Origin of the sequence: Bordetella parapertussis (genome assembly GCF_020735925.1) — a bacterium.
GTDB lineage: Bacteria > Pseudomonadota > Gammaproteobacteria > Burkholderiales > Burkholderiaceae_B > Bordetella > Bordetella pertussis.
Window position 1 is genome coordinate 607,823 of the sequence record NZ_CP085971.1, and the last position, 17,387, is coordinate 625,209.

Annotated in this window: 17 protein-coding genes; 13 read left to right on the top strand and 4 right to left on the bottom strand. The window is 69.3% G+C overall.

What is annotated here, in order from left to right; all coding sequences use genetic code 11:
- The first annotated feature begins 36 nt into the window (after window positions 1-36).
- Both LK409_RS02825 and LK409_RS02830 read left to right on the top strand, forming a co-directional pair.
- Complete coding sequence (locus LK409_RS02825) at window positions 37-831, top strand: hypothetical protein (RefSeq protein WP_010927791.1); 795 nt, start codon at window positions 37-39, stop codon at window positions 829-831.
- 156 nt (window positions 832-987) lie between these two features.
- Window positions 988-2,484 carry a methyl-accepting chemotaxis protein gene (locus LK409_RS02830; RefSeq protein WP_010927792.1) on the top strand — a complete coding sequence of 499 codons (1,497 nt, stop codon included), beginning with the start codon at window positions 988-990 and terminating at the stop codon, window positions 2,482-2,484.
- 209 nt (window positions 2,485-2,693) lie between these two features.
- On the opposite strand, the gene LK409_RS02835 is transcribed toward LK409_RS02830, so the two are convergent.
- A complete protein-coding gene (locus tag LK409_RS02835; protein ID WP_010927793.1) occupies window positions 2,694-3,611 on the bottom strand; it encodes a LysR family transcriptional regulator in 918 nt (305 codons plus the stop codon).
- Between the two features lie 108 nt (window positions 3,612-3,719).
- On the opposite strand from LK409_RS02835, the gene LK409_RS02840 reads away from it, so the two are divergent.
- The gene (locus tag LK409_RS02840) at window positions 3,720-4,163 is read left to right on the top strand and encodes a cupin domain-containing protein (protein ID WP_003809095.1); all 444 of its coding nucleotides are present in this window, start codon (window positions 3,720-3,722) and stop codon (window positions 4,161-4,163) included.
- Window positions 4,160-4,609, top strand: a complete 450-nt coding sequence (locus LK409_RS02845; protein ID WP_010927794.1) for a carboxymuconolactone decarboxylase family protein — start codon at window positions 4,160-4,162, stop codon at window positions 4,607-4,609. The genes LK409_RS02840 and LK409_RS02845 overlap by 4 nt, the downstream gene beginning before the upstream one ends.
- Window position 4,610: 1 nt before the next feature.
- Here LK409_RS02845 and LK409_RS02850 read toward each other — a convergent pair whose 3' ends face one another.
- Window positions 4,611-6,038: a hypothetical protein gene (locus tag LK409_RS02850; RefSeq protein ID WP_226376507.1), complete on the bottom strand. Its 1,428-nt coding sequence runs from the start codon at window positions 6,036-6,038 to the stop codon at window positions 4,611-4,613.
- Between the two features lie 101 nt (window positions 6,039-6,139).
- On the opposite strand from LK409_RS02850, the gene LK409_RS02855 reads away from it, so the two are divergent.
- The 6 genes from LK409_RS02855 (at window position 6,140) to LK409_RS02880 (ending at window position 12,872) form a co-directional block, all read left to right on the top strand.
- Window positions 6,140-6,568, top strand: a complete 429-nt coding sequence (locus LK409_RS02855) for a hypothetical protein (protein ID WP_003809102.1) — start codon at window positions 6,140-6,142, stop codon at window positions 6,566-6,568.
- Between the two features lie 174 nt (window positions 6,569-6,742).
- Window positions 6,743-7,720, top strand: coding sequence for a Bug family tripartite tricarboxylate transporter substrate binding protein (locus LK409_RS02860; protein WP_003809104.1), 978 nt, complete (start codon window positions 6,743-6,745; stop codon window positions 7,718-7,720).
- Window position 7,721: 1 nt separating this feature from the next.
- A complete protein-coding gene (locus LK409_RS02865; RefSeq protein ID WP_010927796.1) occupies window positions 7,722-9,380 on the top strand; it encodes a thiamine pyrophosphate-binding protein in 1,659 nt (552 codons plus the stop codon).
- Between the two features lie 15 nt (window positions 9,381-9,395).
- The gene (locus LK409_RS02870; RefSeq protein WP_010927797.1) at window positions 9,396-10,823 is read left to right on the top strand and encodes an aldehyde dehydrogenase family protein; all 1,428 of its coding nucleotides are present in this window, start codon (window positions 9,396-9,398) and stop codon (window positions 10,821-10,823) included.
- A gap of 41 nt (window positions 10,824-10,864) precedes the next feature.
- Entirely contained in the window at window positions 10,865-12,064 is a 1,200-nt protein-coding gene (locus LK409_RS02875; protein ID WP_010927798.1) for a CaiB/BaiF CoA transferase family protein, read from the top strand.
- A 16-nt stretch (window positions 12,065-12,080) separates the two neighbouring features.
- Window positions 12,081-12,872: an enoyl-CoA hydratase gene (locus LK409_RS02880; protein WP_010927799.1), complete on the top strand. Its 792-nt coding sequence runs from the start codon at window positions 12,081-12,083 to the stop codon at window positions 12,870-12,872.
- Window positions 12,873-12,880: 8 nt separating this feature from the next.
- Here the strand turns inward: LK409_RS02880 and LK409_RS02885 are convergent, their stop codons facing one another.
- Entirely contained in the window at window positions 12,881-13,798 is a 918-nt protein-coding gene (locus LK409_RS02885) for a LysR family transcriptional regulator (protein ID WP_010927800.1), read from the bottom strand.
- Window positions 13,799-13,863: 65 nt separating this feature from the next.
- Between LK409_RS02885 and LK409_RS02890 the strand changes: the two genes are divergently transcribed.
- Window positions 13,864-15,567 (top strand): sensor domain-containing diguanylate cyclase, encoded by a 1,704-nt coding sequence (locus LK409_RS02890; protein ID WP_010927801.1) that lies wholly within the window; start codon window positions 13,864-13,866, stop codon window positions 15,565-15,567.
- A gap of 52 nt (window positions 15,568-15,619) precedes the next feature.
- Here the strand turns inward: LK409_RS02890 and LK409_RS02895 are convergent, their stop codons facing one another.
- The gene (locus LK409_RS02895) at window positions 15,620-16,087 is read right to left on the bottom strand and encodes a YMGG-like glycine zipper-containing protein (protein ID WP_226376508.1); all 468 of its coding nucleotides are present in this window, start codon (window positions 16,085-16,087) and stop codon (window positions 15,620-15,622) included.
- 187 nt (window positions 16,088-16,274) lie between these two features.
- On the opposite strand from LK409_RS02895, the gene LK409_RS02900 reads away from it, so the two are divergent.
- Entirely contained in the window at window positions 16,275-16,526 is a 252-nt protein-coding gene (locus LK409_RS02900; protein WP_010927803.1) for a hypothetical protein, read from the top strand.
- A gap of 65 nt (window positions 16,527-16,591) precedes the next feature.
- Complete coding sequence (locus LK409_RS02905) at window positions 16,592-17,383, top strand: AadA family aminoglycoside 3''-O-nucleotidyltransferase (RefSeq protein ID WP_010927804.1); 792 nt, start codon at window positions 16,592-16,594, stop codon at window positions 17,381-17,383.
- The last annotated feature ends 4 nt before the right edge of the window (window positions 17,384-17,387 follow it).

The window sequence follows — 17,387 nt, forward strand, 5'->3', positions numbered from 1 at the left end:
AAACCGGTACTCTGGATGTCCCTCCCAGGAGAATCCATGCCTTCCAAACTCCCCCCGCTACACAACCAATTCCTGGACAAAATCCGCACCGCAGTCGCCGCCGACCCGCGGCTGACTGCGCTGCTGGCCGCCGGCTCATACATCCATGGCGGCTTCGACGAGTATTCGGACCTGGATTTCGTCATCGTCTGTGACGACCGCAGCTACGACGAGGTCATGGCTGCACGGCTCGAGTTCGCGCAGCGGATGGGCGGGCTGCTGTCTGCCTTTACCGGCGAGCATGTGGGCGAGCCCAGGCTGTTGATCTGCCTGTACGGGCCGCAGTTGCTGCACGTGGATTTCAAGTTCGTGACCCTGGGCGACCTGGACCGGCTGGTGGAACGCCCGGCCGTGCTGTTCGCGCGCGACGCCCAGGCGGTGGAGGCCCGGCTGGATGCGGCGGCGATAGCCTGGCCGGAGGCCACGCCCGATTGGTTCGAGCGCAGGGCGTGGATCTGGCTGCATTACGGCGCGAGCAAGCTGGCGCGCGGCGAGTTGTACGAGGCCATCGGGATTCTGGGCTTCTTTCGCGAGCAGGTGCTGGGGCCCATGCTGCACCGCCGGGCGGGGCGCCCGCAGCGCGGGGTCAGGCGGATCGAGGCGGTGGCGGGGGAGGCCGGCGCGCAACTGGCGGCCACGGTGCCGCGGCCTGACAGGGCCTCGGTGCGCGCGGCATTGCTGGCTGCTGCGGCGCTTTATGTCGAGCTGCGGGAGGACGCGCCGCCGTCCGAAGCGGTGTGCGGAATGCCGGAGGCGTTGTACGGCTATGTGGGCAGGCATGTCGGCGATTGATAGGGACTCGCCAGGACCGTAACAGTATTGCAATCGCAGGAAGACACGTAGGGCGGAAAGGCAGCAAATTTGGAATAAATATTCACAATTCGTTATTTATGTTGCAGAATTGGGTTTGCGCGGACCCGCCCGTCTCCTCTGCCGAAGGACCTGTCAATGCGCACCGCAAGCCGTTTGCTGGAAGACTCGTATCGCCGGGCCGACCGGGCGATGTTGCCGCTGCTCTGGGTGCTGGTCATCGTCGGTCTTTGCATGGCGCCGCAGTACGGCCGATGGACGGCCGCTGTCACGGTAGGCGTATTGGCGGCCGGCCTGCCCACGCTGTTGATCCTCTGGCGTCCCGGCAAGCTGTCGACTCGCCTGGCCGTCGCCTGTGGACTGATGGCGTTGGCGGGGCTGCACATCCACCTCATGTCGGGCATGACCGAAATCCACTTCGGCATCTTCGTGCTGCTCTCGCTGCTTCTGGCATATCGGGACTGGCGGACCATTCTGTGCGCGGCCGTGGTGATCGCGGTGCATCACCTGTCGTTCAATTTTCTCCAGCAATGGGGATATGGCGCGATCTGCTTCACCGAGCCCAGCCTGGGGATGGTGTTCTTGCATGCGGCCTATGTCGTGGTGCAGGCCGCGGCGCTGGGATGGCTGGCCTGGCGGATGGAGCGCGCCGCCGTGGCCGCCGAAGAGCTGGCCCGGCTCAGCGCACGGATCGGCCGCGAGCCTGGGGTCTTCGACCTGCGATTCGGCGGCTCGGAGATGGAAAGCGGGCTCGGCCGCGCGTTCAAGACCACCATGGACGCGGTGCATCGGACCATGAGCGAAGTGCGGGAGACGGCGACGGCGCTGTCGGGGGCCTCGCGCGACATGATGCAGGGCAACCTGGAGCTGGAGGAGCGCTCGCGCGCACAGGCCGAGTCGCTGGCGCGGACCGTGGCGTCGATGCGCGACCTGGCCGCCAATGTCCATGCCAATGCGGCGCATGCCCTGCAGGCTGGGCAACTGACCGACCAGGCCCGCCAGAGCGTCGGCACGGGCAGCGCGGCAGTCGCTGGCGTCGCGACCGTGATGGGAGAGATCCAGCAGGAGGCGCAGAAAATCTCGGAAATCATCGGCGTGATCGACAGCATCGCGTTTCAGACCAACATCCTGGCCCTGAACGCGGCGGTGGAGGCGGCCCGCGCGGGCGAAAGCGGCAAGGGCTTTGCGGTGGTGGCCTTCGAGGTCCGCGCGCTGGCCGAACGCAGCGCCGGCGCGGCGCGCGAGATCCGCGGCCTTATCGAGGGCTCGCTGGAGAAGACCGGCAAGGGTTTTCGGCAGGCGGATAACGCCGCGGGCATGATCCGTGAAGTCGTTGCCAGCATTGACGAGGTCGCCGGCGTGGTCGGCCAGATCGGCGACGCGGGCCGTGCCCAAGGCACGGATATCGAGGAGGTGAACCGGGTCGTGGCCAGGATGGACGAACTCACCCGGCAGACCGCCGACCTGGTCGCGCAGGCCGCCAGCGCCTCGACGGCCTTGCAAGGCCAGGCCGCCCAATTGCTGCAGGCGGTTGGCGTGTTCCGCTTGCAAGACGGCCGGCGGTCCGATGAGCCCGTGGCGTCGACAGGGGCTGAGTCGTTTCGGCCGGCCGCGCCGGCGTTGGCCGGTTCATGAGCGGCGCGTCTCGATAGAGGTTCTTGGCCACCGGCCAAGTTGTCGCTGATGGCTGGCTGCGGGGCGTTCCTGGGCGCTCGTTCGCGGGGCTGAGCTGCCGATGGATCAATGCCACAAGCCAGTCATTCAATGGGCAGGAATCCCTCGATTCTCTGTCGTCAGCTGACTTGCGGATGCGCTGGCCCGTGCCCTCTCACGACGCAATCCGGTCACGCATCCTTCCACAACCCATCCCCCTCGAACAACTCCGCCACCCACTGGACAAAAACCTGCACGCGCGCGGACAGCTGGTGGGTCTGGGGGTAGACGACGGACATGGGCATGCTGGTCAGGGTCCAGTCGGGCAGGATCTCGCGCAGCGCGCCGGCTTCGAGCAGGTGGCGCACTTCGGCGCGCGGCAGGGCGGCGATGCCCAGGCCGGCGGCGGCGCCGGCGGTGACGGCGGTGCCGTTGTTGAAGTAGACGTGCGGCGGGTGGTCAAGCGGGTGGCTGTCGCGCTGTTTGCGCAGGGTGGCGACGAATCGTTTGCCGGTGCCGGGAAAGCGAAAGCCCAGGTGCCGGTGCCGGGCGAGCTGGGCGGGGTGGGTGATGGCGGGATGCGCGTCCAGGTAGGCGGGGGCGGCGCACAGGCAGAAGCGCATCTGGCCGACGCGGCGCGCGATGAGGTCCTGGTCGGCGATGTCGCCGCCGCGGATGGCGCAGTCGATGCCTTCCTGCATCAGGCCGACGACGCGTTCGCTGCAGCCGATGTCCAGATGGATGTGCGGGTATCGTTCCGTGAAGCCGTGCAGGGCGGGGATGACGAGGTGGATGCTGACGGGGGTGGGCATTTCCACGGCGACGCGGCCCTTGACGACGGCGCGGCTGATGGAGACCGAGGCTTCCAGGTCGTCGATGTCCTCGATGACTTTGCGGGCGCGCTGGTAGTAGGCCAGGCCTTCGTTGGTGGGGTGGACTTTGCGCGTGCTGCGGTGAAGCAGCCGGATGTCGAGCAGCCGTTCCAGCGCCTGGATCTGTTCGGACAGGGTGGTGCTGGCCACGCCGAGGGAGTCGGCCGCGCGGGTGAAGCTGCCGAGTTCGACGATGCGGCAGAAGGCGCGCATTGCCTCGATGCGATCCAGGGCCATTTATGCGAGTACTCGTCTAAACAAACCGAGTATAGGGCGTTTATCCGGGGAAAATAATCAAATAAAGTGGTCGCCATGCCCTCTCTTTCGGAGGGTAAGGAGCAAGCGATGGGTATTCCGATCAATCGCGGCGTGATTGCCGCGCTGTGCGCCGCGGCGCTGTCGCTGGCGGCCCCGGCCGCCTGGGCCCATGGCGGCGGCGAGCGCGTGGCGGTGAATTTCGAGGAGGCGATTCCGAATATCCCCGGCAAGTCGCTGGTTGCTGTCGAGGTGGCGTATGCGCCGGGGGCGGCGTCGGCGCCGCACCTGCATGCGAAGTCGGCGTTCATCTATGCGTATGTGGTGTCGGGGGCGATCGAGTCGAAGGTCAACGATGGGCCGGCGCGGGTCTATCGGGCCGGCCAGAGCTGGTCCGAGCCGCCCGGCGCGTCGCATTCGATCAGCCGCAATGCGAGCAGGACGGAGCCGGCCAGGCTGCTGGCGGTGTTCGTGGTGGACAGCGGCGACAAGGCGCTGACCGTTCCTGTCGCCGATCAAGGAGTGAAGCCATGACGATGCGTATCGATTACAACCAGGTGGCTCCCGGGGCCGCGGCGGCGCTGGCCGGGGTGTATGGCTATGTGATGAAGAGCGGGCTGGCGCCCGCGCTGGTGGAGCTGGTCTATCTGCGGGTGTCGCAGATCAATAATTGCGCGTACTGCCTGGATATGCACACGCGCGATCTGCTGAACCAGGGCGTGGCGGTCGAGAAGCTGGCCCTGCTGCAGGCGTGGCGCGAGGCGGGCGGGCTGTTCGATGCGCGCGAGCGGGCGGCGCTGGCGTGGGCCGAATCGGTGACGCAGGCGGCGCAGACCGGCGTGCCGGACCAGGATTACCAGGATGCGCGCGCGGTGTTCGGCGAGAAGGAGCTGGTGGATCTGACGGTGGCGATCGGTTTGATGAACGCCTACAACCGGATGGCGATCGGTTTTCGGAATACGCCGAAGGCGGCCGTGTAGCTCATTTTGCCAGTTCGTAGCCTGAGATGGCCTTGCCGTCGTCCTCGGGCCAGAACAGGACGTTCCGGGCGCCGTCCATGCCCAGCAGGTCGTCGGGCGAGCGCTGCGGCAGCCGCCGCCACGATTGGCCGCCGTCGGCGGTCCAGAATTCGCCGGTGGCCGATATGCTGGCCGGCGCGTCGCCCCAGGGGTAGAGCAGGCGCGGCACGGTGTGGTCGGCCCACAGGGAGACGACCTGGGCCTGGTTGGACACGCGCAGGGCGGTGGCGGTCTGGTAGGCGGGCAGGCCCAGGGGGAAGACGCGCGGCAGGGGGCGTTCGTCGGTCCATTCCAGGGTGGCGGGGTCGAGCCGGGCCAGGGTGGCGTTGCCGCCGGCGCGGGTCAGCACGGCATGGATGGCGCCGTTGGGGGCCTGGGCGAGCTGGGCGATGCGCACGCCGCGCTGGCGGGTGATGCCGGCGATGCGCCAGTCCTGGCCCTGGCGCTGCAGCAGCACCTGGGTGGTGAGGTAGGCGATGGCGCGGCCCTGCGCCGATTGATAGCCGATCCAGTGGGTGTACCAGCCCAGCGCGCGGTCGGCGTCCAGCACGGCGAGGTGGCTCTGGTCGCTGTCGTAGCCGGGGTCGAACAGGCGTGCGTTGTGCAGCGCGGGCCCGAAGTCGGCGGGCGCGGGAAACAGCGAGGTTTCGCTGTAGACCTGGGTGGCGGTGCGGTCCTGGTCTTCGGAGTAGTACCAGCCGGTGGGAAAACCCGCCGGGGTCTTGCGACGGTCGTCTGCGCGCATGTCCTGGATGTCGCGCACGCTCCAGGCGCGCCGGGCGTCGATCCAATGGATGTCCTGGTGCGGGGCGACCAGGGCGGCCTGGGCGAACAGGCCTTGTTCCTGCCGTTGCCAGCTGGCTCCGCCGTCGTCGGAGCGAAACACCAGGGTCTGCTGCACGCCAGGCTGCGTGCCGCGCTGCGCGCGCAGCGCGGCGCTGTTGAGGGTGCTGAGCAGGAACACGCTGGCGCCGTCCGGCGTGGCGGCCAGGCAGGCGGAGTCGGTGACGGCGGCGGCGATGCGGAAGCTGCCGTCGGTGTCCAGGCGCCACAGGGCGCTGTAGTCGCGGGCGCGGATGTCGCGCTCGGGCGGCTGGCCGGACACGCCCTGGGCGCTCAGCCAGTTGGCCTGGGGGCCGGCGTTCTGCCTGGTGATGAAGCCGGGCGCGTCGCGTCCCAGCATCCAGGTGTGCGCGCCGGCGCGCGTGATGCCGGTGCAGTACGGCGTGACGGCGGCGGCGGTGCCGTCGGGGGCCTGGCCGATGGTCCTGGACGGGGGCGTGGAGTAGGTCCAGGCCTGTTCGGCCCACAGTATGGCGCCGGCGTAGCCCGCCAGGGCGATGACAAGGACGGCGGCGGCGAGGCGGACGACGGTTCTGCTGCGGGGCATGGGCAAGAAGGCGTAGGGGCTGAGTGCATGACTTTACCCTGTCCGGGCGCCGGCTTCGGCGCGGCACGCCTTACACTGGCGCGACCCCACAAGGAGAGAGCATGGCGCGAGAATCCCGAACCAACCCGCGCGCCGCGGGCCGCAACGCCCTCGGCGCACGCCGCTTCTGGTTTGTTTCGCTGGCGGGCATCGTGCTGGCCAGCGGCTACGACATCCTGCAGGCGTTGCAGGGCAGCGCAGCGGCGGCGCAACGGCTGGTGGTGCCCGTGCTGTTGCTGCTGTGGCTGTATCGCGGCAGCGATTGGGCGCGCTGGATCCTGATGGTGATGCTGCTGGGCTTCGGGGTGCTCAATATGTACCTGGGCACGGGCATGCTGCGCTATGGCGTGCAGAACTGGCTGCACATTTATGTGTTCAGCGCCTTCATGGTGGCGACGGGCCTGTACCTGGCGCTGGCCGGCAAGGATTTTGCGCGCTACCGCAGCCATGTCGCGGCGCGCCGGGCGCGGCGGGCCGCAAGCCAGGGCTAGGCCGTGCCGGACGCTACGTTCGTGCCGCTTCAACTCAGCTTTTCAATAATACCAACGCTCGCCGGCGGGGGCTGACCTACACTTTCTTCCGGGATTCTGAGGCCTTTTGCAAGCGGTTCGGCGCGGCGGAAAACAACAGAATTGGTTCGACCAATCCATCTTCGGAGGAAAGACATGCTGGGTATCAAGCGGTGGACGCGCGCGCTGTGCGGTTTGGGTATGGTGTTTTCGATGTCGGCGCACGCCGCCGGCGATTTTCCGTCGCAGTCGGTGCGGCTGATCGTGCCGTTTCCGCCCGGCGGTTCGGTGGACATCGTGGCCCGCACCTATGCGCAGGAGCTGCAGGGCATCCTGGGCCAGACGGTGGTGGTGGAAAACCGCGCCGGGGCCAACGGCATCATCGGCGCCAACGCGGTGGCCAACGCCAAGCCCGACGGCTATACGCTGCTGCTGGCATCGAGCGGCACGTTCACGATTTCGCCGGCGCTGCAGAAGGTGCCTTTCGATCCGTTCAACAGCTTCGATTACCTCGGGCTGGTGGTCAATTATGCGAACGTGCTGCTGGTGAACACCGAGTCCAGGTACCAGAGCCTGGGCGACCTGATCGCGCAGGCGCGCAGCCAGCCCGGGGCGGTGACCTTCGGTTCTTCCGGCGCCGGCGGCTCGAACCACCTGGGCGGCGAGCTGCTGGCCTACCAGGCCAAAGTGAAGATGCTGCACGTGCCGTACAAGGGCAATGCGCCCGCGATGACCGACCTGCAGGGCGGCCGCATCGATTTCATGTTCGACATCACCACCACGGCCAAGGGCCATATCGAAGGCGGCAAGGTGCGGCCGCTGGCCATTACCTCGGCGCAGCGCAATCCGGCCTTCCCCAGCGTGCCCACCACCGCCGAGGCGGGCGTGGCCGGCGTGGAGTTCGAGGGCTGGTTCGGCCTGATGGCGCCGGCCGGCCTGCCGCAGGACGTGGCGCGCAAGCTGGTGGGCGCCAACCAGAAGATCGTGGCCGGCGCCGCCTTCGGCCAGAAACTCAAGGACTGGGGCTACAGCGTGCCGTCGACCGACCCGCAGGTGATGCGCGAGCGCGTCAAGGCCGACCTGGACAGCGTGACCGCCCTGGTGAAGAACGCGGACATCAAGGCGAACGACTGACATGAAATACACAGTGGGAGCCTTGCTGGCCGATTGCCTGGCCGCCAACGGCGTGGATACGGTCTTCGGCATCGTGTCGGTGCACAACATGGCCATCATGGACGCGATCGCCGCGCGCCCGGCGCTGCGCATGGTGATGACGCGCGGCGAGACCGGCGCGGCGCACATGGCCGATGGCCATGCGCGGGCGCGGCAAGGCCTGGGCGTGGTCATCACCAGCACCGGCCCGGGCGCGACCAATGCCGTGCCGGGGCTGGCCGAGGCGCAGTTCGCCGGCTCGCCCGTGCTGCACATCACCGGCCAGACGGCCACGCCCTACCTGGGCAGCCGGCGCGGCACGGTGCACGACATGCCGAGCCAGCACGACATGCTGCGCTCGGTCGGCAAGGCGGTGCTGCGGGTGACCGACGCCGACAGCGCGCTGGCCGTCATCCAGGAGGCGATCCGCGTATGCCTGCAGGCGCCCGCCGGACCGGTCAGTCTGGAGATTCCGGTCGACCTGCAAGGGCGCGAGGTCGCCATGCCGGACCCCGCGTCCCTGAAGGTCTCGCCCGCCGCCGCGCCGCCGCCCGAGCCGGCCGCCATCGCCGAGCTGGTGCGCCGCATCAAGGCGGCGCGCCGGCCCATGCTGTGGGTGGGCGCGGGCGCCAAGGGCGCGGCCAGCCAGCTGGCCGCCCTGGTGGACCTGGGTTTCGGGGTGGTGTCGAGCTGGTCGGGGCGCGGCGTCGTGGACGACCATCATCCGCGCAATCTGGGCGCCTTGAATGGCGCCGGCTCGCCCGCCGTGCTGGATCTGTACCGGTCGGCCGACCTCATGCTGGTGGTGGGCTCCCGGCTGCGCGGCCAGGAAACCGATAACCAGGCGGTGCCGCTGCCCACGCCGCTGCTGCGCGTCGATATCGACGCGGCGCGCGACAGCCTGGGCTACGCCAACGAACTGTTCGTGCAGGGCGATTGCGCCGAGGTGCTGGACCGGCTGCTGGCCGGCCTGGCCGATGGGCTGGACATCGATCCGGCGTTCGACGCCGACGTGCGCGCCGCCAGGCAGGCGGCCATCGACGATTACCTCGGCCGCCTGGGTCCGTACCGGGATTTTCCCGCGATGCTGCGCCGGGTGCTGCCCGATGACGCGCTGTGGGTGCGCGACATCACCAAGAGCAACAGCACCTGGGGCCATCGCCTGTTTCCCTTGCGCAAGGCGCACCAGAACATCTATCCGGTCAGCGCCGGCATCGGCCAGGGCCTGCAGCTGGGCATCGGCGCGGCGCTGGCCAGCCCGGGGCGCAAGACGGCGGTGCTGACCGGCGACGGCGGCTTCTATTTCAACATGACCGAGCTGTGGACCGCCGCGCAGGAGCGGCTCGACATGCTCGTCATCGTCATGAACGACCAGGGCTACGGCGCCATCCGCGGCATCCAGGACGTGGTCTGCGACGGCCGGCACCGCTACGACGCGCTGGGCGGACCGGCCTTCGCCGACATCGCGCAGCTGGCCGGCGCGAAGTTCTGGAAGGTCGAGGCGGCGCGGGACTTCGAACGCATCGCCGCCGAGGCCTATGCAAGCCCCGGCCTGTGCGTGGTCGAGGTCGACATGGTCGCCATCGGCGCCTTGCCCATGTATTACCCGTATATCAAGGCCGGTACGCCGCGGCAGGACTAGTAGGAAGCAATCGAGATGTCGACGCAATACCGCAGCTTCGTGGCGGGCCAATGGCAGGACGGCGGCGAGCCCGTCGCGCTGTACAACCCGTCCGACCTCCAGGAGGAGGCCGGGGTCTACATGCATGCCCCGGTGGAGATGGTCAACCAGGCCGTGCGCGCGGCCGAGGAGGCGCTGGATGCCTGGCGCGGCCTGCACGCGATGGCGCGCAGCCGCCTGCTCGACGGCATCGCCGACGGGCTGGTGGGGCGGCGCGACGAGCTGGCCATGGCGATCGCGCGCGAACAGGGCAAGCCCCTGCGCGACGCGCTGGCCGAGGCCACGCGCGCCGCCGATATCTTTCGCTATTTCGCCAGCGAGACGATCCGGCAGAAGGGCTACACCTATGCGTCGATCCGCCCCGGTGTGCGGGTCGAGGTGCAGCGCAATCCCGTGGGCGTGGTGGCCCTGGTCACGCCGTGGAATTTCCCGGTGGTGATACCGGCCTGGAAGGCGGCCGCGGCGCTGGCCTACGGCAATACCGTGGTGATGAAGCCGTCGGAGATCGCGCCATGCGGCGCCTGGATCCTGGCCGACGTGATGCGCGAGGCCGGCCTGCCCGCGGGCGTGTTCAACCTGGTGCTGGGCGCGGGCCAGGCGGGCGCCGCGCTGGTGGCGCACGAGGCGGTCGCGGCCGTCAGCTTCACCGGCTCGGTGGCCACGGGCAAGCGCATCGCCGCCGCCGCCGCGGGCAAGCGCATCCAGCTCGAGATGGGCGGCAAGAATCCGCTCATCGTGCTCGATGACGCCGACCTCGATACCGCCGTGGCCTGCGCCATCGACGGGGCCTTCCTGTACGCGGGGCAGCGCTGCACCGCATCGAGCCGCATCATCGTCACCGAGGGCATCCATGCCGCCTTCGTTAAGCGGCTGCTGGCGCAGACCGCCAGCCTGGCCGTGGGCCACGCGCTGGACGAGGCCACCGTCATCGGTCCGGTGGTCAACGCCGAGCAGTTCGAGAAAAACCGCCGCTATGCCGACCTGGCGCGCCAGGAGGGCGGCACGGTGGCCGGCGGCCGGGCCCTGTCGCGTCCGACCCGGGGCCATTACTTCGAGCCGTGCCTTGTCACCGGCCTGGACAACAGCGCCACCGTGTGCCGCGAGGAAGTGTTCGGACCGTTTGCCTGCGTGCTGACGGCGCGCGACTACGAGCACGCCCTGGCCATCGCCAACGATACGCCGTTCGGCCTGTCCAGCGGCCTGTGCACCACCAGCATGAAGCACGCCCAGCACTTCAAGGCGCACACCAAGAGCGGCCTGGCCTCGATCAACACCTCGACCTCGGGGGTGGATTTCCACGTGCCGTTCGGCGGCAACGGGGCATCGAGCTACGGTCCGCGCGAACAGGGCGAGTTCGCCATCGAGTTCTTCACCACGCTGAGAACGGTGTACATTGGCGACTGAGCGCCGCACCGGCTTTCGGATCAAACAAGTCTGGAGTAGTCATGCTTCACAACGCGCTGCGCGGCGTCAAAGTGCTGGACCTTTCGCGCATTCTCGCCGGCCCCTGGTGCACGCAGAACCTCGCCGACATGGGCGCCGAGGTCATCAAGGTGGAACAGCCCGGCAGCGGCGACGATACGCGCGGCTGGGGGCCGCCCGACCAGACGTCGCCCGACGGCCAGGCCTCGATGTCGGCTTATTTCATGGCCTGCAACCGCGGCAAGCAGTCGATCGAGCTGGACTTCTCCTGGCCGGACGGCGCGCAGACGGTGCGCCGGCTGGCGGCCGAGGCCGACATCCTGGTCGAGAACTTCAAGGCCGGCGGCCTGGCCAAGTACGGCCTGGACTATGCCTCGCTGGCGCGCGTGAACCCGCGCCTGATCTATCTTTCCATCACGGGCTACGGCCAGAGCGGCCCCATGGCCGGCAAGCCGGGCTACGACTACGTCTTCCAGGGCATGGGCGGCCTGATGAGCTATACCGGCCAGCCCGACGGCATGCCGGGCGCGGGCCCCTTGCGCACCGGCGTGGCGGTGGTGGACCTGATGACCGGCATGTACGCCACCTCGGCGGTGCTGGCCGCGCTGCGCCAGCGCGACCAGACCGGCCAGGGGCTGCCGCTGGACATCTGCCTGCTGGATGTCGCCGTGGCGCTGAACGCCAACCAGGGCGCCAACTACCTGGTGTCGGGCAAGGCGCCGCAGCGCACCGGCAACGCCCATCCCAACTGCGCGCCGTACGAAGTGTTCGCGTGCGCCGACGGCCACCTGATCCTGGCGATCGGCAACGACGGCCAGTTCGCGCGCTTCTGCAAGGTCGTCGGCCATCCGGAATGGGCCGGCGACGCGCGCTACGCCACCAACAGCGCCCGGCTCGAGCACATGCCCACGCTGCGCCCCATGCTGGCCGCCGCGCTGGCCGGCGCGCCGCGCCAGGCCTGGACCGATGCCTTCGACGCCGCGGGCGTGCCGTGGGGGCCCATCCACACGCTGGACGAAGTGTTCGCCCATCCGCAGGTGCGGCACCGCGAATTGCTGCAGACCGTCCGGCATCCCGTGCTGGGCGAAATGCGCCTGGTGCGCAACCCGTTATTGGCCGGCGCGCCGGCCCACGCGCTGCAGGCTTGTCCGCCGCTGCTGGGCGAGCACAGCGCGGCCGTGCTTGGACACGACGCCGCCGCGGCCCGCGCCACCGAACCTTGATTTCAGGAGTACAGGAATGACCAACGCAGTGTATTCAGGGGCCCATGCGCAGGCCGTCATCGAAGACAACGGCATCGCCACGCTCACCATCCGCGACGCCGGGGTGCTCAATATCCTGGGCACGCCCGTCATCGAGAGCCTGCGCGAAGCGCTGGCCTGGCTGAAGGAACAGCCGGGCGCCCGCGTGGTGATCCTGCGCGGCGCCAGCGACCGCGCCTTCATCGCCGGCGCCGACATCGCCGAGATGGCGCAGCTCGACGAGGCCAGGGCGCGCCGGTTCATCTCCGGGCTCAAGGCCTTGTGCGACGATGTGCGGCATCTGCCGGTGCCGGTCATCGCGCGCATCCCCGCATGGTGCCTGGGCGGCGGCCTGGAGTTCGCGCTGGCGTGCGACCTGCGCGTATGCGCCGACACCGCCCAGTTCAGCATGCCGGAAGTCAAGGTCGGCATTCCTTCGGTGATCCACGCGGCGCTGATGCCGCGCCTGATCGGCGCGGCCAACAGCGCCTGGATGCTGCTGGCCGGCGAACTCATCGACGCCCGCCAGGCGCTGGCCTGGGGGCTGGTCACGCGCAGCGTGCCGGCCGAGGAGCTTGACAGCGCGATGCGGCAAATGGCCCTGGGCCTGGCGCAACTGGGCCCGGCCGTGCTGCGCCAGCAGAAGCGGCTGCTGCGCCGCTGGGAGAACATGTCGGTGGATCAGGCCATCGACGACAGCGTGGCCGAATTCGGGGCCGCCTTCAACACCGGCGAACCTCAGAAGTTCATGAACGAATTCCTGGAAAGCAAGAAGAACCGCAGCCGCTGAGCGGCCGCTCAGCCGGGGGCGGGCCGGGTCGCGGACACCGCCGGGTCGCCCAGCAGGTGCGCGGTCACCTGCTTCACAATGGGCGACAGCGGGCCCTCCGAGGCCGTCACCAGCGTCAGCTCGCGGCGCGCCCAGGGTTCGTCCAGCGGCGCCACCGCGATGCGCTGCTTGTCCAGCGCCTCGGCCGCCACGCTGCGCGGCACCAGCGCCACGCCCACGCCGGCTTGCACCATCGTCAGCAGGGCCTCGAACGTATGCGCGTGGATGCGCACCCGCGGCGACTTGCCGGTCAGCTTGGCCATGTCGCGCAGGAACACGAAATTGCTGCTGGCCCGGCTCATGCAGACGAACTCGATATCCAGCACCTCGGCGAACTTCACCGGCCCGCCGGCCGCCACGGGATGCGCGCGCGGCGCGGCGATGACCAGCTCGTCCAGCGCATAGCGGGTCGGCAGCACGCCCACCGACTGCGACTGCCCGGCAAAAATGCCGATGTCCGCCTCGTGCCCGGCAATGGCCGCCTCGATGGTATTGCTGGGGCGCTCTTCGAGCAGGATGTTGACCTGCGGATTGGCGGCCAGGAAGCGCCCCAGGCTGGGCACGATGAAACCGTTGAGCGAGCTGCTGTTGGCGAACAGCTTCACGCTGTCGCGGATGCCGCGCGCGAAACTGCTGACCTCGCCCTGCATGGTCTCGACGCCGGCCAGGATCGCGCGCACGTGCTTGAGCACGAACTCCCCCTCGGCGGTCAGTTCCATGCCGCGCGCCTCGCGCTTGAACAGCGGCACGCCCAGCGCCTGCTCCAGGTTCTTCAGGCGGTAGCTGGCGGCCGAGGTCGTCAGGTGCACCGCGTTCGCGCCGCCGGACAGACTGCGCGCATCGGCAATCGCGACGAATAGACGCATATCGGTAAGTTCGTATCGCATCGGGCGCAAGGGGGCGGGCGTGGGGAAGGGGTATTTGAACATATGGATACGAGGGCGCCCCGGCCATGCACGTGCGCTGGAACCCTCCTATACTCCCGTCCACGCCCGGAAACACCACGAATGCCGGGAAAAGCCGGTTTGGCGGCCGGCCAGCGAGGGGAGCGAATAACGTGTTGCACAACCAAGGCAGGCGTGCACAGCCCATGCAGCGGATCGTGCGCCATGTGACGCTGGGCGTGGCCCTGGCCTGGCTGGCGCTGGCGGCCGGCCTGGGCTGGTGGATCTCGCAGCGGATCGTGACGGCGCAGCTCGACCGGCTGGCGGCCAGCGCCGAGTACGAGGCCAGGACCACCGCGCGGGTGATGGACCGGCTGTTCACCGAAATGGTCAGCGTGGCCAATATGGTGGCGCGCCAGGGCCAGGTCACCGAGCTCGCCGCCCGCTACCGCACCGATCCGCCCGGCGCCGCCGCGCTCACCCGCCAGCAGCGCGCCGCGCTCTTCACGCGCGATCCCCTGGTGCGCAAGGTGGGCGACTTCATGAACGCGCTGGCCAGCGACCTGCGCTACGCCCGCATCTACATGAACAACATGTCGGACGACACGGTGACGGCCAGCAACTGGGCCGAACCCGACAGCATCGTCGGCATGGTCTACGCGGGCCGGCCCTATCTCATCGACGCCCTGCGCACCGGCAACGGCTATTCGTTCGGCATCGCCCGGCTGAACAAAAGCCCTTCGTATTTCGTGGCCAGCCGCATCGAGGACGCCGACGACACGCCGCTGGGCTCGGTCACGGTCAAGTTCGACGCGCCCGAGGTGGCACTGTACCTGACGGGGCGCCATACCGCGCTGATCGTCAACCGGCAGGGGCGCGTGATCACCGCGTCCGCCGACCCCTTCATGCTGCGCAACGTGGCCGCGCTGTTGCCGCCGGGCACGGTATTGCCGCCGGACGGCGAGGAAGCGCCGGGCGAGCCCATGGACGTGCGCGCCGCGGGCGGCGCCGGCCGCGCCGAGCAATGGCTGATCGACGGCAAGCCCTACCTGGTGCGGCGCCAGCCGCTGTCGGGCACGCATTACCGCCTGCTGACGCTGGCTTCGCTGGACCACCTGGCGCCCATGCGCACGCAGCACGTGTGGATGACCACGCTGGTCGCGGCCGTCGGCCTGGTGGTGATTCTGCTGTCCGGCCAGGCGGCGCGGCAGATGGTGATGCGCCGCCAGGACGAGCGCTATGCGGCCAACTACGACGCCCTGACCGGCCTGCCCAACCGGCGCGCCGTGCTGGCCGAACTGGGCCGGCTGTTCGCGCTGGCGAAACGCCTCCAGCAGCGCGTGCTGGTGGCGTTCATCGACCTGGACGGATTCAAGTCGATCAACGACACCTACGGGCACGAGATCGGCGACAAGTTCCTGGTCGAGGCGGGCCGGCGCATGTCGGCCGGCCTGCGGGCCAGCGACACGCTGGGCCGGTGGGGCGGCGATGAGTTCGTGGTGGTGGGGCTGGTGCCCGCGTCCGCATCGGGCGGCCCGGACGCGGCCGCCGCGGCCATGCGCGAGCGCCTGGCGCCCTTGCTGGTGGGCGCCTACCGCTTCGCCGATTGCGGCTTCGATTATCCCGGCGCGAGCCTGGGCGTGGTCAGCGTGGACCCGTCCGCGAGCTCCGTGCAAGCCGTGTTGAAGGAAGCCGACCGCTTGATGTATGCGGACAAGCAGGCAAGGCGGGCGGCTGGCGTGATGGACGGCGAAGGGGCGGTGCCTGCCTGAGGAGCCGCCGCCCGCCTGCCGGCAGGGGCGGCTCAGGAACGGCTTGCGGCGCTCAAGGCGTTACCTGGTAGCCGCGCTGCTGCATGCAACTGCTGTAGGCCGAGGACGCGGCCGTGCCTTGCTGGGCGTCATTCCTGCGGTCCTGGCGGCGGTCCTGGCGCTGCCGCGAACCGCCCACGACCATCCCCGCCGCCGCGCCATCCTTGGCCTTGTTCTGCCGGTACTCTTGCTTGACGTCGTCGTCCACCCGGTCATAGACCTCTTCGTGCTGCCGGCCGCGCACGCCCGCCACCGCCGCGCCCGCGGCCGCCCCGGCGGCGGCGCCCCGCACGCGTCCGCCGGATCGCGAACTGTCGGTGCTGGCGCTGCCGGTGCTGCCCGCCTGGGTCTGGCAGGCGGCCATGTCTTGCTGGGTGGTTTCGGGAGACTGCCCTTGCAGCGGCGTCACGGTCTGGGCGGCGGCGCCCAGGCCGAACAGGCAGAGCAGGGAAGCCGCACAGGGGAATATGGACTTTTTCATGAAAAACTCCATGGATGTTCAGGAACCCCGGATGTTGCAGTGTAGCCCGGCGGCCGGGGCAATTCCTCTACTTTCATGCCGCCCGGCCCGGCGCTGACGCAGACCCCGTATTGCGAGTAAGGTACGAAGCTGGAGGCCTTGATTGCCCGGCACTTCGGCCTGTGCCGCCAGCTGGAACCTGAACATCATGAACACCCTTTGTTTGGCATTGCGGCCATTGCTGGCCGCGGCCGCGTGCGCGTCGATGGCGGCCTGCGCGGACAATCCGCCCCGGCACACCGAGCTGGACTACCGGAGCCCGCCAGCGGCCGCGACGCAGGGCGCCAACCGCGCCCCTGGCTCCTCGGGCCAGCGCCTGACCATACAGTCCGGCGAGGGCGAGAAACTGAACCTGCCCTGGTTCATCCAGGATACGCAGGACTGGGTCAACAGCCACTGAGCCTGGCCCTGGTCCCTGCGACCTGCGCGCGGCGCCATGCCGCTCCGTTTGTTAGCATCTGCTCCATGGACCAAGACCCCGCGCTCTCCATCGAACCGCAACTGTCGCGCGCCTGCGCCATGCTCGAACGGCATCTGGCGCCGCATATCGTGGCGATCCATTTGTTCGGCTCGGCGGTGGACGGCGGGCTGCGGCCCCATAGCGATATCGACCTGCTGGTGACGGTGGACGCGCCGCCGGATGCGTCGGCGCTGCAGGCGCTGATGCGCGAACTGCTGGACGTGTCGGCGTTCCCCGGCGCCTCGGCGTCGCTGCGCGCGCTGGAAGTCACGGTGCTGGCGCTGGCCGATGTCGTGCCGTGGCGCTACCCGGCGCGGCGGCTGATGCAGTTTGGCGAGTGGCTGCGCGACGATATCCGCGCCGGCGTGTTCGAAGCGCCTGTGTTCGACCACGACCTGGCCATCCTGCTGACCAAGGCGCGCGCCCACAGCGTCGCGCTGCGCGGCCCGGCCGCGCAGGCGCTGTTTGCGCCGGTGCCCGGGGCCGACCTGGCGCGCGCGCTGCGCGATACGGTGGCGCAATGGAATACGCCGCAGGACTGGGCCGGCGACGAACGCAACATCGTGCTCGCGCTGGCGCGCGGCTGGTACACCGCCGCGACGGGCGGCATCGCGTCCAAGGACGCGGCGGCGGCCTGGCTGCTGGAGCGGATCGCGCCCGAGCATCGGCCCGTGCTGCGCATGGCGCGCGCGAGCTACCTGGGGCAGGCGGCCGACGGGCTGGGCCGCTGCGCGGACGCGGTGGCGGCTTTCATTGCCTGCGCCCGCGGCGAGATCGAACGGCTTTGCGCGGATTGAGCCG

Excerpts from the sequence above, each read along its gene's own strand:
- LK409_RS02880 (WP_010927799.1), top strand. The coding sequence starts at position 12,081 with ATGACCAACGCAGTGTATTCAGGGGCCCATGCGCAGGCCGTCATCGAA.
- LK409_RS02905 (WP_010927804.1), top strand. The coding sequence starts at position 16,592 with ATGGACCAAGACCCCGCGCTCTCCATCGAACCGCAACTGTCGCGCGCC.
- LK409_RS02875 (WP_010927798.1), top strand. The coding sequence starts at position 10,865 with ATGCTTCACAACGCGCTGCGCGGCGTCAAAGTGCTGGACCTTTCGCGC.
- LK409_RS02900 (WP_010927803.1), top strand. The coding sequence starts at position 16,275 with ATGAACACCCTTTGTTTGGCATTGCGGCCATTGCTGGCCGCGGCCGCG.
- LK409_RS02840 (WP_003809095.1), top strand. The coding sequence starts at position 3,720 with ATGGGTATTCCGATCAATCGCGGCGTGATTGCCGCGCTGTGCGCCGCG.
- LK409_RS02865 (WP_010927796.1), top strand. The coding sequence starts at position 7,722 with ATGAAATACACAGTGGGAGCCTTGCTGGCCGATTGCCTGGCCGCCAAC.
- LK409_RS02825 (WP_010927791.1), top strand. The coding sequence starts at position 37 with ATGCCTTCCAAACTCCCCCCGCTACACAACCAATTCCTGGACAAAATC.
- LK409_RS02870 (WP_010927797.1), top strand. The coding sequence starts at position 9,396 with ATGTCGACGCAATACCGCAGCTTCGTGGCGGGCCAATGGCAGGACGGC.
- LK409_RS02855 (WP_003809102.1), top strand. The coding sequence starts at position 6,140 with ATGGCGCGAGAATCCCGAACCAACCCGCGCGCCGCGGGCCGCAACGCC.
- LK409_RS02835 (WP_010927793.1), bottom strand. The coding sequence starts at position 3,611 with ATGGCCCTGGATCGCATCGAGGCAATGCGCGCCTTCTGCCGCATCGTC.
- LK409_RS02890 (WP_010927801.1), top strand. The coding sequence starts at position 13,864 with ATGCACGTGCGCTGGAACCCTCCTATACTCCCGTCCACGCCCGGAAAC.
- LK409_RS02850 (WP_226376507.1), bottom strand. The coding sequence starts at position 6,038 with ATGCCCCGCAGCAGAACCGTCGTCCGCCTCGCCGCCGCCGTCCTTGTC.
- LK409_RS02860 (WP_003809104.1), top strand. The coding sequence starts at position 6,743 with ATGCTGGGTATCAAGCGGTGGACGCGCGCGCTGTGCGGTTTGGGTATG.
- LK409_RS02895 (WP_226376508.1), bottom strand. The coding sequence starts at position 16,087 with ATGAAAAAGTCCATATTCCCCTGTGCGGCTTCCCTGCTCTGCCTGTTC.
- LK409_RS02830 (WP_010927792.1), top strand. The coding sequence starts at position 988 with ATGCGCACCGCAAGCCGTTTGCTGGAAGACTCGTATCGCCGGGCCGAC.
- LK409_RS02845 (WP_010927794.1), top strand. The coding sequence starts at position 4,160 with ATGACGATGCGTATCGATTACAACCAGGTGGCTCCCGGGGCCGCGGCG.
- LK409_RS02885 (WP_010927800.1), bottom strand. The coding sequence starts at position 13,798 with ATGCGATACGAACTTACCGATATGCGTCTATTCGTCGCGATTGCCGAT.